The sequence below is a fragment of the Desulfosporosinus fructosivorans genome (genome assembly GCF_004766045.1).
GTDB classification, from domain to species: domain Bacteria; phylum Bacillota; class Desulfitobacteriia; order Desulfitobacteriales; family Desulfitobacteriaceae; genus Desulfosporosinus; species Desulfosporosinus fructosivorans.
This window is the reverse complement of the sequence record NZ_SPQQ01000005.1, coordinates 389503-405172: the sequence shown is the minus strand read 5'-3', so window position 1 is coordinate 405172 and position 15670 is coordinate 389503. Positions and strand designations below refer to the sequence as shown.

Sequence of the window (15670 nt, the reverse complement as noted above, 5' to 3'; positions counted from 1 at the left end):
ATGAGCCTTAAGGCTCAGCCTGTATCATGCCCTTATAGGGCTAGAGCAAACCACCCGCTAAGCGGGTGGTCATGATTAGGGTATTTTATATATGACATTCGCTTTTAACGATAACTTTTCAAATTGGAGGACTGTATGAACACAACAATTTACTATTTTACAGGAACAGGCAACAGCGGTGAATTTTCAGCAGAGGCTGGATGATATGGATGCCTGCCTGAAGAAAACTACCTGCGAGGTCAGGGAGTTTGATAACGATCTAGTAAGGAGGCTCCTGCAGAGCATCAAGGCCGTTAAGGACGATCTGATAGAGATCCAATTCAAATCCGGAATCGTGATGAACCAAGAGCGTTTCATACTTTGATTAAGATAGAGGCAGGAACAGCTGCGAGAGGCTCTTCCTGCCTGAAAATAGCATCTGTTAAGACTAAAATCCTCAGTGTCGCTGAGGGTTTTAGTGTTGGCAGGATAAAGATGACTAGGAAAAGCTGATTAGAACATTTTACTTTCTCTTGTCTTTTGCGCTCGTAAATTCCATAAAAAATATGAGCATAAAAGAGAGTGGGTGTATCAGAAGTAAGCAATAAGCAGTCATAATAACAGTTGAAAAGCTCTTAAGACAGTTACGAGTAAAGTCAATATATGCTTGAATTTATTCGCAGTTGCGAATAAAATTAACTTGTATAAATGTAATCTTTAGGAGTCGATGCTATGGAATTTATAACAGCTAAAGAAGCTGCGTTGAAATGGGGAATTACTCCCCGGCGTGTGCAAGCCCTATGCGCAGAAGGTCGAATATCAGGTGCCTGGCGACTAGGTAATGCATGGGCAATACCCGTAAATTCTGAAAAGCCTCGTGATGAACGCACAATGAATAAAGATACTATCGATGATAGAGGGGAGGATGTCTGATGCGCTCAATTGAAATTTGTGCTGGAGCCGGCGGACAGGCGTTGGATTGGAGCAAGCTGGCTTTTCAAGATTAATTGCAAAAACAAAAGCTGGAGCTCAGTGCTTTATAAATAGCCCCATGTCAAGTAGACAGAGGCAGACAGTATATTAAGCTGTCTGCCTTGATCGTCAACGGATACTTTCCGGTTGCTTTAAGTTACTATTCCAATCCAAACTGTCTTGTTATAATTAATCAATGGTATATATCGGAGGATTACATATGAAGCAATTTTATATACAGCTCAAGAATGCTTTTTTCGGGCAGGAGTTGGATTTTAGAGTGAAAATCTTTAATCTGCTGGCAATAGCAAGTGCACTCAACAGCATAGTGATGGCAGTTATTTCCGTAGTAAACGGAGCTGGACTGGCCAATACGCTGCTAAACACCAGCTTATTTCTGCTGGCTGCCCTCCTGCTGTATTATACTGCTAAAAGCAAGCGATACGAGCTTTGCTATATGATCACTATCATCGTGGTATTTATCTTGCTGTTTCCCCTCCTGTTTTTTTCTTCAGGTGGATATCACAGCGGTATGCCTTCCTTTTTTATCTTTGCTGTGGTATTCACCGTCTATATGGTGAGTGGTAGAAAAATGCTTGTAATGACTCTTTTAGAGTCGGCTGTCTATGTAGGGATATGCTTGTGGGCTTACAATCATCCCGAAAGTGTTCACACATTCGACACTGAGGCCGCAATTCTCTCGGACATCATCACCGGCTTTCTTGCCGTGAGCCTGATATTGGGCGTAACCATGTACATCCAGTTTCTGATGTATCGGAAACAGCAAGAACTTCTGGAGCAAGCCAGAGAGCAGGCGGATGCAGCCAGTCGTGCAAAAGGCGCTTTCCTCGCCAACATGAGCCATGAAATCCGTACTCCCATCAACATGATGTTGGGCATGAATGAAATGATTATGAGGGAAAGCACTGTCGAGCATATTACGGAATATGCAGAAAACATTCAAACCGCAGGAGAAATGCTCCTTGACATCATCAGCAATATTTTGGATATGTCAAAAATTGAATCAGGTAAGCTGGAGCTTTACGAAAAGCCCTATAGGACGGCAAGCCTTTTATCGGATATGGCACAGATGGGCGGGAAGCAAATAGAGAAAAAGAAGCTGGCTTTTTTGAAGGAAGTAGACGAAAGCATCCCCTCTGTGCTGGAGGGGGATGAAACCCGAATCAAACAAATCATCACCAACTTCATCGGCAATGCCGTGAAATATACGGCAGTAGGTTCAGTCACTTTTTCCGCAAAGCAGAAGCCGGACAGTGAACCGGGTTCCATCCTGCTCTGCCTTTCAGTCGCCGATACGGGCATCGGTGTAAAGGAAGAAAACCTCGGACTACTGTTTGAAGCCTTCGGCCGTGTGGATCTTCCTGCTCATCGCAATATTGAGGGAACGGGGTTGGGGTTGGCTATTGCCAAAGAACTGACCGAGAGTATGGGCGGTCGTATTTTCGTAGAAAGCGTTTGGGGAAAGGGCAGTACCTTTGGCGTGGAAATTCCTCAAAAGATAAAAAACACTGCACCGATAGGAGCAGGGTACATTGAGTCGGAAGCAAAGGCACAGCGGCAGGAGGAAAGCTTCCTTGCTCCAAAGGGTAAAATTCTGGCGGTGGATGACAATGTCGAAAACCTGGAGGTTGTGAAATCTCTCCTTAGGCGTACTATGCTCCAAATTGCCACTGCGGGGAGCGGCTCTGAAGCACTTCAAAAGGTACAAGAAAATCAATACCATGTCATTCTCATAGATTACATGATGCCTGACATGGACGGCGTGGAGACTCTTCGCCGTATGCGGGAGCAAAATTTAATTGCTGATACGGCAGTTATAGCCCTGACCGCCAATACTATCGCAGGAACAAAGGAAATGTTCCTGCGTGAAGGTTTTTCGGGCTGCCTGACAAAGCCCATTATGTGGCAGGAGCTGGAGGCAGTTCTGCTCTCCTGTCTGCCGGTTGAAATCGTTACAAAATCAGTTCCGGTTCCAACGGAACAATTGATTGCCGACGAAGTGAAGCAGGTACTTGAGAAGGACCTTATACAGCATGATATTTCTTTATCTGAGGGACTTCACTTTTTAAACGGCGATATTCTGCAATATAAAAAACGGGCAATGTTTTTCACTGAAGGCTTTGCAGAAACAAAAAATCGGGCAGAGAAACTGCATGCCGATAAAAACTTTGAAAGCCTTGCCTTTATCATTCATTCCTTAAAATCCAACGCGCATGCGCTGGGAGCGCTGGATCTATACAATACTGCTGCCCGTATGGAAAAACGGTGCAGGGACAGCGCCTATATCGAAAGTGCCATGCCGCTTTTACTATTGGAATGGAACCGTACAAACGACGGGCTTTTGCGGTTTGTCTCCACATTGGACAACCTATTGCCTGACTTGCCGCATGAGTATAGCGGACAAGCACTTGATGTCTGTAAAAGCAGGGCACTGGCCGCGATCGCTGCCTACCGGTGGAAAGAAGCCAAAAAAGAGCTTAGTGTGTTGCTTTCTTCTGCACAAGACAATTCTGTAAAGGAAAGATTGGAAAAAGTACTTATTGCGGTAGAACATATGAAATTTGAACAGGCAGAAGCATTGTTTGAAGAATACTTAAGAACAAAGGAGCGGGATGGGCATGTGTGAAAAAAGCAAGGTCCTTGTGATAGATGACGATATGATGCTCCTCAAAATGGCAGCGGAGCTGCTGGACGGAAGGTATGATGTGAGTCTTGCCCAATCTGGTGAAATGGCACTGCGGCTTTTACACAAGGGGATTCTACCTGATGTGATCCTATTGGATATTGATATGCCCTGCATGAATGGCTATGAAGTCATAGCTGAAATCAAGAAAATCAAGGAGGCCGAACCCATCCCCATCATTTTCCTGACTGGGCTCTCCGAGGCGGAGAACGAAATCAGGGGATTGCGATCAGGTGCTGTGGATTATATAAAGAAACCCTTTGTGCAGGAAATACTGCTGGCAAGGCTTGAGGTGCACTTGGATGGCGGTCGGCGAATGCGGGAAAAAAACAGCTTGGACGAGGAAAAGCTGAGGCTGCTGATAGAGCCTTTGACTGAGACAGAGCTGAAGGTGGCAAAGCTGTTGGCACAGTCCTTCACCAATGATGAAATCAGCCGCGAGCTGAATTATTCCCTTAGCTATGTGAAAAAGCTTGTTTCACGGATACTTTCAAAACTGAATATCAGGATCAGAAATGAAATCAAACAATATTTAAAATAACAGAGGGGAGCCCTGCAAGCCCCTCTGTTTTTTTGTGTACAAAAAACTATCCCAAGATTAAAAGAGTGTACCTCAAGTACCTATTGTAAAGAAAAACCAATTGCTACAATATGGATACGAGGTGGTTTTATGTCGGATACTGCGTGTGAAAAAGTAGGCGAGCATTTTCTTTACGGAAACGTGCGCATACGGCAGATACAAATGGATGAGACCAAGGAAATACTGGACCTGAATGTCATATATGCCAACAGAGAAGAACAACAAATCCGGTATGACGGAGTATTTTACAGTGCATTTGATGAAAAAAGCGTAGGCCTGCGTATAGTCATGTCAGAGGAATTGCCCCTTCGGGCTCTGGAAACACAGGAACATAGAGATTCTGCCCAAAAGTTTTGGGAATCCTGCGGCGGTATGGAGGATGGTTTTCTTGACGTGATGGCAGAACGGGGTAACAAGCTGTTTGTTCATTATGTAGGGAAAACCGATGAATACATCGTCATAGCACGAAGCATATCCATGCATTTATAATTACCAAATTTAAAGGGGACATTTGAACCACATTTTATTTAGTTTATGAGAAATTACGAGGAGGAAATCATATGAAAAGAAAAATTCTTTCGTTGGTCTTGGCCTTTATGATGGTCATAACACTGCTGCCGTCTCAAATCACTCTGGCGGCAGAAATCGGCAACGGGTATACATTTGACACGGATACAGGTACGCTGACCATTACGAGTAATGCAGGCACGACCAGTTGGCAGTCAAACACTAATATTGATAGAATGACAGGCGTCAAAAATGTGATAATCCAGGATGGCGTGACCAGCATCGGCGATACAGCATTCAGCGAATGTACGGAACTGGTATCGGCCGTCATCCCCCAGAGCGTAACTGCCATCGGTAATACCGCGTTTTATAACTGTAACAAATTGACCGGTTCGCTGACGATACCGCAAAATGTAACAACCATCGGTATCGCCGCGTTCCGCTATTGCACGGGATTCAGCGGTTCGCTTATTGTCCCGTCCAGCGTAACAAGTATCGGCGACTATGCATTTGAAAGCTGTTCTCAAATCACATCCGCAATCTTTCGCGGAATGGCTGCGCCGACCGTCGGCAGCAATGTGTTTGACAACACAGCCTCCGGATTTGTCATCTATTATCCAGACGGAGGTACAGGCTACGGCAGCCTCGGATATTCCGCCGTACCTATCTATACCGTCACTTACGAAGCCAATGGCGGAACAGGAACCGCTCCGACTGAGGATTCAAAGGCGCAGGGGGCTACTTTTCCGGCTGCGGCAAACACCTTCACCCCTCCCACAGGAAAAGCTTTTAAGCAATGGAATACTCAAGCGGACGGAGGCGGCACCTCTTATACCGCCGGAGCGATTGTCACCATGCCGGGAAACGCACTTACGCTATATGCCGTTTGGCGAAATGCGACCGTTTCCGGAGATGGTTATCTCTTTGACATCGTGGACGGAACGCTGACCATCAGCAGCGATACCGGCACAACAAAGTGGCGGGAGGATACCGGCATCGCAAAGGATGCGGTGAAAAAGGCTGTTCTTGAGGAAGGTGTAACCATGATAGGCCAATTTGCGTTTCTGGATTGTATAAATCTGACTGATGTAATCATCCCCGACAGCGTGACGAATATTGTAGATCGAGCGTTTAGGAACTGTTCCTCTTTGAGTGCCATCAACCTTCCTGAAAACATCATCACAATAGGATACGGCACATTTACGGATTGCTCATCTCTTACGGCAGTCTCCATTCCCGGTGGTGTGAATACCATTAGTCAATACGCATTTTCCGGTTGTACGTCGCTGTCCTCCGTCAGTATTGCCTCCGGCGTAACCACCATTGATATGTGTGCATTTATTAGTTGCACTTCCCTGCAAAGCGTCACCATACCGTCCAGTATGACCACGATTGGTATCAATGCGTTTCGTTCATGCTCTCAGCTTGTTTCCGCAACCCTTATGCGCAACACGGCTCCCAGTATCGGAACATATGCGTTTCAGGACACTGCCTCCGGTTTTACAATCTATTACCCTGCCGGAGGTACGGGCTATGACAGTCTCGGCTATACCACTGTTCAGATCTATACGGTAACCTATGACGCAAACGGTGGGTCAGGAACTGCGCCGACCGAAGGTCCAAAGGCGCAGGGTGCTACCTTTGCAGCGGCAACGAACACCTTTACCCCGCCCTCTGGACAGCAATTTAAAGAGTGGAACACACAGTCAGACGGAGGCGGTACCTCTTATGCCACCGATGCGACTGTCACCATGCCATCCAACGCGCTCACCCTGTACGCCATCTGGGAGAACATCCCCACCTACACTCTAATAAGCATAACGGATATCCCTGGAGTGACGCCGCCGGTAAGAAATGCGTCTCCCGTTTCTACCATTACGGAAACAGACCAATACACAGGAACCGTTATATGGTTTCCTGCAGATAATCCGTTTGCGGCTGGCACCGTGTATTTGGCAACTATCACACTGACACCTAAAATGGGTTACACCCTGACCGGCCTGGCAGCAAACTTCTTCACGGTGGCAGGTACAACCTCGGTAAGCAATGCGGCTGATTCAGGCGTAGTAACTGCCGTATTCCCGGCTACGGAAGCAGAACCACCGGCTGTAATCAATATCGTTGCTATTCCGGGAGTAACCGCCCCTGAAAGGGGAGCAACGCCTGTTACTACGATAACTGAAACGGCTCAGTATACAGGAACTGTAACTTGGTCACCGGCCGATAATCCGTTTGGTGCCAGCACAATCTATACTGCAACCATAACCCTGACACCGAGAGCAGGATACACCTTAACTGGTGTAGTTGAAAACTTCTTTATCGTAGCCGGTGCAACCACAGTAAGCAATGCGGCTGATTCAGGCGTGGTAACCGCCGTATTCCCGGCCACGGAAGCAGAATCACCGGCTGTAATCAACATCGCTGCTATTCTGGGAGTAACCGCCCCTGAAAGAGGAGCAACGCCTGTTACTACGATAACTGAAACGGCTCAGTATACAGGAACTGTAACCTGGTCACCGACCGATAATCCGTTTGGTGCCAGCACAATCTATACTGCAACCATAACCCTGACACCGAAAGCAGGATACACCTTGACCGGAGTAGGAGTCAACTCCTTCACGGTAGCAGGAGCTACATCGGTAAGCAATGCGGCTGATTCAGGCGTAGTAACTGCCGTATTCCCGGCTACGGAAGCAGCGCCGCCCGAGCCTGACACCACCGCGCCAGCAGTAGCGGATGGAACCATCACTGCCAGCGGCCTCACGGATACGGTCGTTACCTTAAGCTGGAACAAGGCGACGGATAATGTGAGCACCCAGGGAGCATTGCAGTATCTGGTCTACAGGTCAAACAGCAACAACATAGACACAGTAGTAAATATAGAAGCCAACGGAACTGCCGTAGGCTCATATGCTACAGATATCAATACGAAGGAAATCACCGGCTTAAACAGTAGCACTACCTACTACTTCAACATCATCGTCAAAGATGAAGCCGGAAACAAAACAGCCTACACCATGAGAGCAGTAACCACCGAAGCTGTAGTACCGCCTGACCAGGCAGCGGCTCCCACAGCAACACCTGCAAGTGGAGCCACGGTAGCAAATAATTCAACAGTAACCCTCGCTACGACGACAAGTGGAGCGACCATACACTATACAACGGACGGAAGTGACCCAAACGCAGGCAGCCCAAGCGGAACCTTCGTGACCATCAGCGGAGCAGCCGGTTCATTAGTAACGGTCAAGGCGTATGCAGTAAAGTCGGGTATGTCAGACAGCGGTATTGCGGCCTTCACCTACACGATAGAGACTCCTCCTGTGGTTAGTGCCGCAATAAGCCCGGATTTGCGCACCTTCGACCTCAATAACCCGGCTGACGTGACCACCGTAATAACCTGGAACAGCGCTCAAAGTGTTACGGACGCGGTTTACGGAAGCGAACACCTGTCAGCGGGGATGGATTATACAATAAATGGAAATACACTGACCATCAATAAGAATTATATCTCCGGCCTGAACCTGACGGAAGGCGACTCTGCGGATATCGAGATATCCTTTGATGTCGGGAACAGCGCCACGCTGACGGTCGAAGCCGTGCAAAATTATACGCCCGGCAGCGATGCTTCATTAAGCGATCTGACGGTGGGAGGCAGCACTGTAAACGGTTTTGCGGCAGACCAATATGAGTATGATATTCAACTGCCCTACGGCACTTTGCCCGGCAGCCCGGCATCCACGGCCGGCGCAACGCCTTCCGACCCTCATGCAACCGTTAATATCACCCAGGCGGCAGCCCTCCCAGGTACAGCAACAGTTGTGGTGACCGCCGAGAATACGGCAACAACTCAAACCTATACGGTAAATTTCACGCTGGGAGCGGCACCGAATACCGCGCCCACGGCTAAAACACCGGTACCCGCGCAAAGTGTAACGACAGGCAGCTCTATCAGCTTCACTGCCTCCGATATTGCGCAGGATGCCGACCATGATCCGCTGACAATCACAAGCATTGTGACCGCTCCCGACTCCGCGACCGCGACGGCAAGCCTGAACAGCGGAACGGTGACGATAACCGGCGTAACAACGGGTGGAACATCGGTCATTGTCAGAGTCAGTGCCGGAACGGATACGGTGGATGTGACCGTGCCGATTGCGGTAACCGATTTGCCGGCGCCCGCTTACGCCCTTACCATTACGGCGGGAACAGGCGGCAGCATCACGACCGGCAGCAGCGGCAATTATACGGCAGGTACGATTATTACCATTGCTGCGACACCTGTCTCCAGGTACAGCTTCAATAAATGGACATCCACCGGCGGCGGAACCTTTGCCAATGCCAACAGCGCCAGCACAACCTTTACTATGCCCGCAAACGCAGTCACAATTACGGTCGGCTTCACATATAACGGCGGTGGCGGCTCCGGCAGCGGAGGAAGCGGCGCCACAACCACGACGCCGACTTACTACGCGGCTGTTTCAGGGAGCGGTACGACAGCAACCACCCTGCCGGTTACCGTCAATACGCAGGCGGGCAGTGCTGTGGTGGAGCTGGGAACTCTGACAGGAGACGCTTTTGCCGGTGAAGGAACGACTATCTCTGTACCCTCCATCTCTGGAGTGAATGCCTATACCTTGGGAATACCCGCCGCTTCCCTATCGCGCTCGCAAGGAGAAGGTACACTAACCTTCTCCACCGGTACAGGCAGCGTCAGCATTCCGGCCGACATGCTGGCGGGAATTCCGGGAACGGAAGGATCGAGCGCAGACATAACCATCGGCCAGGGCGACAAGTCCGGGCTACCGGATGAAGTGCAGGCGGCCATCGGCGATCGGCCTATTGTCCAGCTCACCCTGACCCTGGATGGAGCGCAGACCGAGTGGAACAATCCCAATGCGCCGGTAACGGTAAGCATCCCTTACACGCCGACAGCGGCGGAACTGGCTGATCCTGAGCCCATCGTCGTCTGGTATATTGACGGCAGCGGCAACGCGATCCCGGTACCCAATGGCCATTTTGACCCGGCCACCGGTGCCGTTATCTTTACCACCACCCATTTCAGCTATTACGCCGTGGTTTATGGGCAGAAGACCGCCGTCACCGGCGTAACAAGGCTTGCGGGGCCTACCAGGGTCGACACGGCCCTGGCCATAGCCAAAGCAATCTATCCGGGCAAAATTGAAAATGCCGTCTTAGCCACGGCGGACAATTATCCGGACGCCCTGGCCGGCGGTGTATTGGCCTACAAGCTCAATGCCCCCATTCTCCTGGTTGGCAGCTCTGAAGCGGACCAGGAAAAGGTTCTGGATTACCTGAAATCCAATCTGGAACCGGAAGGGATGGTCTATATCCTGGGCGGCACCGCCGTAGTCGGCAGCAGCATGGAAGGCAAAATAACAGCGAGCGGTTTCAGCCATCTCACCAGAATAGCCGGAGCGGACCGCTATGAAACTTCCGCTAAAATAGCGGACCAATTGGAAGTCAAGGCCGGAACCCCGGTGGTACTGGTCAGTGGGGAAAACTACCCCGATGCTTTATCTGTCAGCAGCATTGCGGCCCAAAGGCAGATTCCCGTACTCTTAGTCCAGAAAGATGGGATCAGCGACGCTATCAGGCAGGAAATCGCCGCCATCAAGCCGGGTAAAGTCTATATCATCGGACTGCAGGGGGTAATCAGTGCGGCCGTGGAAAACCAGGTGGCTCAGCTCACCGGTTTGGAGCCAGCGGATATCGTAAGGATTGGTGGTACCGACCGCTATGCCACCTCCCTGGCCGTAGCGCAATACTTCAATACAAGCTCAAGCGGCCAAACTGTCTGTGTCGCTACCGGCAACAACTTCCCGGACGCCCTGGCTGGCAGCGTCTATGCGGCCAAACACAAGGCTCCGATTATTTTAGCGGACGGCAGCTTGTCCGAACAGGTCATGAATTACCTCAAGTCCGGAAAACTGTCCGGAACGGCCATTTTCGGCGGAGAGGCCGTAGTCGGTAAGGACATCGAGCTACAGCTTGGACAGTTGGTAGGACAATAATTTGCTTGCTTTATAAAGAGCCCTTTTTTACAAGGGTAGGCTTTTGCAATATTTGTGGCTTTTGACGGATGATTTTGGGGTATCAGATACAGGGCTTTCGCTACGCTCCTGGTGAAAGGGGTACTCTATATGATTACCTGTTTTCCCTTCTTCGGGAGGCCGAAATAAATACGGAGCAATTATTATATATGCATACATTTATCTGATATCATACAAGAGTCAAAACCCAGTAATTTGCAGCGTGCAAAATTGCTGGGTTTTTCTATTTGTCAACATTCTGGAAAACACGCTTGATTTAGAGTCCTCCGGAGAACATTGGGGGACCTTCTTTTTAACGCCGAGAGGTGTGATTGACCAAGGCAAGGAGAAAATGTCCGCTACTGATTTCAAGTATTTGAATCAGACCTATATACCCTATGATTACTGGTACACCGTTTCAGTAGAACGTGACCATCTTGTGGATTTCGATAATGTGCCGGAAAAGATAGCAGACATGCTTAATGTGTGTTATCTGGACCAATAGGAAATGGAGAATAACCTGTATCGACCTGATGAGCACGGCAAAGAAAGTAATCCAGAACAGGAACAGCAGAATGGCCCGGTTATAAGTTGATGGAGGAACTGTCTGTGAAACTAATTTTCATCAATCACAAAAAAATGTATAATTAATTTGGTTAGGAGGTGCGATAAAATGGGGTTGTTTTGTCGGGTCAGGATGAAGAAATATAACTCCTACAAGGGTGGCGTTGGCAAGGTTGCACCAAATCTGTTGGAACGGAACTTCAAGGCGGACAAGCCTTTTGAGAAGCTAACAACCGATGTTACCGAGTTCTCACTGTTCGGTAAAAAACTATATCTATCTCCTTTGCTTGACCTATATAATGGAGAACTTATTGCATTCAGTCTTAGTGAGCATCCCAATTTTCGAATGATAGTGGAAATGCTCGAAAAGCGAGTTACTCTATCTTCAAGACTTTGAATCTATTGAACACTTTAAGAAAGAACTAATAGATTATCTTGATTACTATAACAACAGGCGAATTAAGCATAAGCTTGGCGGCATGAGTCCAGTACAGTACCGAATGTTAGACACTGCATGAAAAGAGGTAACCGCTTCTCGGTTACCTTACGAAAATTTGAACCATATTTTTGTCTAACTTTTTGGGGTCATTTCAGTCTGGGGGTAGCATACCAAAGATAGAAATTCTCACACTAACGCATTTACTGTACGTCGATTTCATTGATTAAATATTGGTCATGAATCGAGGATAAACTTAACAAGCAAATTATAGCCCCAGCTAATGCAAGAAACATGTCCCACTGCGTGTCCCAAATATCTCCTTGAAGTCCAAGGAAAGCCTCTGCATCTCCGCCCAACATTATTGCCACACACCATTCAACTAATTCATAAAGTGCACTTACCCCGAGAACTAAGCCGAGAACAACGGTTATGAGTAATTTTCTTTTTTGTAAGGCAGATGTTCGCAGCAGGATTTCTCGTAAAGTTAGGGCCCAAACAAAACCATTGACAAAATGGCCAAACCGATCATAGTAATTCCTCCCAAGATTAAAAGAATCTTGTAGCCAGTTAAACAGTGGTACTTTGCCATAGGTGTAATGCCCCCCGATGAGGACTATGATTGCACCCAAACATAGAAGCAAATAAACGGGAGTCGTGAGACGAAACTTATTATAGGAATATATAATAATAATTGTCCCCACAACAATCGGGGTAACCTCTAAAAACCAGGTACCTAATTGGTAAGGTTTATAAGCAGACCATATAAAAACGATGAAAAAAATAATCGGAAGGAAAAAGTGTATCAGTTTACCTGTTTTTAGGCTTAGAATTTCCATTTTGCGCTTCTCCTATTGTTTAATTTCACATAAATCTACTGCATACCCTTCTAAACGGAAAGGTAAATTGATTTCTCAATTTACCTTAAATTTGTACTTTTTATAGATTAATGGCTGGGGAGGCTGGATTTGAACCAACGAATGCCAGAGTCAAAGTCTGGTGCCTTACCGCTTGGCGACACCCCAATATAGAATATTATTCCATGAAATATATAAAACCTTAGCTACATTCTGATTTCTATTATATCCAAGGAGTGAATCTGTAAGCTGGTAGTTTTTGTCTATCCGCTTTCAGGGGCGTTTTTTCCTCATCTGGCCTCATTTGTGAAATTGCACCTGAAAAGAGATTAGAGCTTTTGCGATTTTGTAGTTTGTCCGACCCGTCCCAACGCTACAATTAAACCCGTCTAGTGCAAGCTAGCGAGTCTTGAGCCACAAGTATTTGTGCAACTCTAGGCTTTTTGCTTTTTAGGAATCAGCATTTGAACTCAGTTATGGATTTATAAGGTTTGTCACCCTTGTCCTAAAGTTGAATATTATGTCCTAAAGACTTTAGATAAGGAGGGTAAAAATGGGTCGTAAGATATCAGTCACGGATTTTGTACGTTTGTCCCTTGAATCAAACCTGTTTTTTTTACGCATCATGAAAGAACATTCATTATTCCTTGAAGCAGGGTTTTTACCAATCGATAGTGACTTAGCCCGTCAGGCAGATCAGTTTAAGGAACAATTTAATGCGCTTTTACGGGAAGCTGTCAGTTTAGCGAATAGAAATGTCAGTAGGGTAGTCCTGTCTTCCGGGGAAGTGGTAACTGACAAAACCCTCAGAGCAGAGCAAAAAACGATCGAACTTTCAGGCATACCTATCGATACCGAATTAACATTAGACGAACTAATGCTTGAGCCCGGCGCTTCAGACCCAAGCTTAGAGACCGCTGTAGCAAATTTGAATCAACGGGCTATTGCTTTGACCCAGGAGCTTATACAGTTTAAAACTAGAATTTTAAATCAAATGCTAAGTTGCACTTTATTTACTTTTAATTACCCCTTGTTAATAGACCATATCAGACGAGAAGCATTATTCTTTGTTGAAGTGCACGGTAAATAATGAGGTTAAGTACATAAACCCATCTTTTCAGGTATGCTAATGTGGTCAGTCTCTTTTAACCTTTTTACTCCATATAATGGAAAAGAAGTTGGGAAGAGAGGTGAATTTTATTGAATCATACTGCAGAGATATATCACGTTCATCACTACAGCTTTGGAACCACTTTTGAAGACGGTCACACCCACAGAATGTTCGGTACTACCACTCTGGGAATTGCAAGAGGAAATACCCACGTTCATCATTACTATGGGGCTACCACTCTGGATGATGGACATGTTCACTACTATAGAGGTGTAACTGGACCTGCCATTTACTTTCCTGGGGGCGGTCATATCCACTACTACCAAGGCGTTACAACCTTTAACGATAGGCATAGGCATGCATACGCCGGGAATGATTCTCCGTCTTGCCCTTAACCAAGTATTTAGCAGGGTCAAATCTTCTGAACATCCTTATAGGGTTTATCAATGTCGAAAACCCAAAAGGGGAGGGCCGTTAAGCTCTCCCTTTGTTTGTTGTATAAATGGAACGGATCACTTCTTGTAAGTTGGTGGCATTATTTCTTCAAGAAGCCTCATCGACCATTACAAGTCTATTATATCTAAGGAGTAAATCTGTATGCTGGTAGGTTCTGACTATTCACTTAAAGTATATTGTCAAAATCCTGGGCAACCTTACACTCAACAAAACTCTCGTCCTACTCATTTGGCCCTCATTGGAACAGTGGGGGCCTCTCTTTTGATTAAATTACATCCTTTACTTACCAACTCACAATAAGGATTAAACAGGGATTAATTGTAATAATAAGCAAGAGTGAATGGAGGTCGATACCTATGACGGTTGCTTCTCAAGTAAAGCAAACTCTCGCCAGTTTAAAGGGAGCTCGGGGAACGTTAAGTATGTATACCACGCAAACAAGGGATGAAGAAACGGAATCAGTTTACACGAATTCACTAGAAATAACCGATACCATTATCAATGATTTAGAGGAACGACTTAAAACTCTTGAATTTGAAGAGCCACAGTATAAAGGTAATTAAAAGGGTGTGAAACAATGCAGGAACCACTGGCGGTTATTATTAGATCACTTTCTCTCTTTGTTTTAGTCTGGTTAGCGACCCGACTTATCGGCAAACGAACGATTAGTCGAGTAAAACCCTTTAATTTTATGAGTTATATTGTGTTAGCCATTGTCGCCACTTTAATGTCCTTAAACCTAGTAAATCTCATTTCAGGTTTTATAGTTTTACTAACCTGGCTTGTCCTCCCCATAGCCCTAGAATATTTATCGATCAAGAGTGAAGTAATCCATCAGTTGATCAACGGAAAAGAAACCGTATTGATCAAGCATGGCAAGATCATGGAAGAAAACCTTATCCAACTTAGAATGACCGGAGAGGACCTTCTCGCTGAACTACGCTCTAAGAATATCTTTAATCTTACCGACGTAGAATTTGCAGTCATGGAGACCAACGGTGAGCTAAATGCTTATCTGAAATCGGATAAAAAGCCAGTAACTGCGCACGATTTAAGTCGAAAGGTAGCCCCACAGGCTGAGCCACAAACCGTGATCATGGATGGGAATATCCTCAATGAGCCTCTGTTCTCGTTAGGTCTCAACCAGGAATGGCTCAAGGTTGAACTTGAGAAAATGGAAGTAGACCTTAAGAATGTGTTTCTCGGGCAGGTCGACTCCTCAGGGGACTTATTCTTAGACCTCTTTGATGATGCTGTGGAACTTCCACAACCAAAGGTGAAGGAGTTACTCTTTGCTAACCTTCAAAAAGTTCAAGCCGATCTTTCCGCATTCTCTCTGCAAACTGACGATAAAAAGGCCAAAGGAATGTATCTAAGAGACTCTCAAAAGCTTGAAAATCTCCTCGATAAATTACGTCCTTACTTACTAAATTAATAAGTTTAGAGGTGTTAGT

At 46.6% G+C, this 15670-nt stretch carries 11 protein-coding genes, 1 tRNA gene and 2 pseudogenes; 12 read left to right on the top strand and 2 right to left on the bottom strand.

What is annotated here, in order from left to right; all coding sequences use genetic code 11:
* Nucleotides 1-178: 178 nt before the first annotated feature.
* The 8 genes and pseudogenes from E4K67_RS16515 to E4K67_RS16480 form a co-directional block, all read left to right on the top strand.
* On the top strand, nucleotides 179-364 hold the full coding sequence (locus E4K67_RS16515; RefSeq protein WP_420841549.1) for a hypothetical protein: 186 nt from the start codon (nucleotides 179-181) through the stop codon (nucleotides 362-364).
* A gap of 347 nt (nucleotides 365-711) precedes the next feature.
* On the top strand, nucleotides 712-912 hold the full coding sequence (locus tag E4K67_RS16510; protein WP_135548566.1) for a MerR family transcriptional regulator: 201 nt from the start codon (nucleotides 712-714) through the stop codon (nucleotides 910-912).
* Nucleotides 913-1171: 259 nt separating this feature from the next.
* Nucleotides 1172-3598, top strand: a complete 2427-nt coding sequence (locus E4K67_RS16505; RefSeq protein WP_158408505.1) for a response regulator — start codon at nucleotides 1172-1174, stop codon at nucleotides 3596-3598.
* Nucleotides 3591-4196, top strand: a complete 606-nt coding sequence (locus tag E4K67_RS16500; RefSeq protein ID WP_243454508.1) for a response regulator transcription factor — start codon at nucleotides 3591-3593, stop codon at nucleotides 4194-4196. Before E4K67_RS16505 ends, E4K67_RS16500 begins: the two co-directional genes overlap by 8 nt.
* Before the next feature lie 129 nt (nucleotides 4197-4325).
* Entirely contained in the window at nucleotides 4326-4724 is a 399-nt protein-coding gene (locus E4K67_RS16495; protein WP_135548560.1) for a hypothetical protein, read from the top strand.
* A gap of 71 nt (nucleotides 4725-4795) precedes the next feature.
* Nucleotides 4796-10774: a leucine-rich repeat protein gene (locus tag E4K67_RS16490; RefSeq protein WP_135548558.1), complete on the top strand. Its 5979-nt coding sequence runs from the start codon at nucleotides 4796-4798 to the stop codon at nucleotides 10772-10774.
* A 241-nt stretch (nucleotides 10775-11015) separates the two neighbouring features.
* Nucleotides 11016-11297: a hypothetical protein gene (locus E4K67_RS16485; RefSeq protein WP_199242565.1), complete on the top strand. Its 282-nt coding sequence runs from the start codon at nucleotides 11016-11018 to the stop codon at nucleotides 11295-11297.
* A 165-nt stretch (nucleotides 11298-11462) separates the two neighbouring features.
* Nucleotides 11463-11874 (top strand): annotated as a pseudogene (locus E4K67_RS16480) (IS3 family transposase); the annotation flags it as partial.
* Between the two features lie 121 nt (nucleotides 11875-11995).
* Here E4K67_RS16480 and E4K67_RS16470 read toward each other — a convergent pair.
* Together E4K67_RS16470 and E4K67_RS16465 are read right to left on the bottom strand one after the other, a co-directional pair.
* Nucleotides 11996-12631, bottom strand: a complete 636-nt coding sequence (locus tag E4K67_RS16470; protein WP_135548554.1) for a DUF2238 domain-containing protein — start codon at nucleotides 12629-12631, stop codon at nucleotides 11996-11998.
* Nucleotides 12632-12742: 111 nt separating this feature from the next.
* Nucleotides 12743-12817: transfer RNA gene (locus E4K67_RS16465), tRNA-Gln, on the bottom strand.
* Between the two features lie 457 nt (nucleotides 12818-13274).
* Between E4K67_RS16465 and E4K67_RS16460 the strand changes: the two are divergent.
* The 4 genes and pseudogenes from E4K67_RS16460 to E4K67_RS16445 all read left to right on the top strand — a co-directional run.
* A pseudogene (locus E4K67_RS16460) lies at nucleotides 13275-13721 on the top strand (DUF2935 domain-containing protein); the annotation flags it as partial.
* A gap of 206 nt (nucleotides 13722-13927) precedes the next feature.
* Complete coding sequence (locus tag E4K67_RS16455) at nucleotides 13928-14155, top strand: YmaF family protein (RefSeq protein WP_243454516.1); 228 nt, start codon at nucleotides 13928-13930, stop codon at nucleotides 14153-14155.
* A 417-nt stretch (nucleotides 14156-14572) separates the two neighbouring features.
* Nucleotides 14573-14779 carry a DUF1657 domain-containing protein gene (locus E4K67_RS16450; protein ID WP_135548548.1) on the top strand — a complete coding sequence of 69 codons (207 nt, stop codon included), beginning with the start codon at nucleotides 14573-14575 and terminating at the stop codon, nucleotides 14777-14779.
* Nucleotides 14780-14793: 14 nt separating this feature from the next.
* Nucleotides 14794-15651: a DUF421 domain-containing protein gene (locus E4K67_RS16445; RefSeq protein ID WP_135548546.1), complete on the top strand. Its 858-nt coding sequence runs from the start codon at nucleotides 14794-14796 to the stop codon at nucleotides 15649-15651.
* Nucleotides 15652-15670: the final 19 nt, after the last annotated feature.

Coding starts and splice junctions, on each gene's coding strand:
- E4K67_RS16510 (WP_135548566.1), top strand. CDS start 712: ATGGAATTTATAACAGCTAAAGAAGCTGCGTTGAAATGGGGAATTACT.
- E4K67_RS16505 (WP_158408505.1), top strand. CDS start 1,172: ATGAAGCAATTTTATATACAGCTCAAGAATGCTTTTTTCGGGCAGGAG.
- E4K67_RS16500 (WP_243454508.1), top strand. CDS start 3,591: ATGTGTGAAAAAAGCAAGGTCCTTGTGATAGATGACGATATGATGCTC.
- E4K67_RS16495 (WP_135548560.1), top strand. CDS start 4,326: ATGTCGGATACTGCGTGTGAAAAAGTAGGCGAGCATTTTCTTTACGGA.
- E4K67_RS16490 (WP_135548558.1), top strand. CDS start 4,796: ATGAAAAGAAAAATTCTTTCGTTGGTCTTGGCCTTTATGATGGTCATA.
- E4K67_RS16470 (WP_135548554.1), bottom strand. CDS start 12,631: ATGGAAATTCTAAGCCTAAAAACAGGTAAACTGATACACTTTTTCCTT.
- E4K67_RS16455 (WP_243454516.1), top strand. CDS start 13,928: ATGTTCGGTACTACCACTCTGGGAATTGCAAGAGGAAATACCCACGTT.
- E4K67_RS16450 (WP_135548548.1), top strand. CDS start 14,573: ATGACGGTTGCTTCTCAAGTAAAGCAAACTCTCGCCAGTTTAAAGGGA.
- E4K67_RS16445 (WP_135548546.1), top strand. CDS start 14,794: ATGCAGGAACCACTGGCGGTTATTATTAGATCACTTTCTCTCTTTGTT.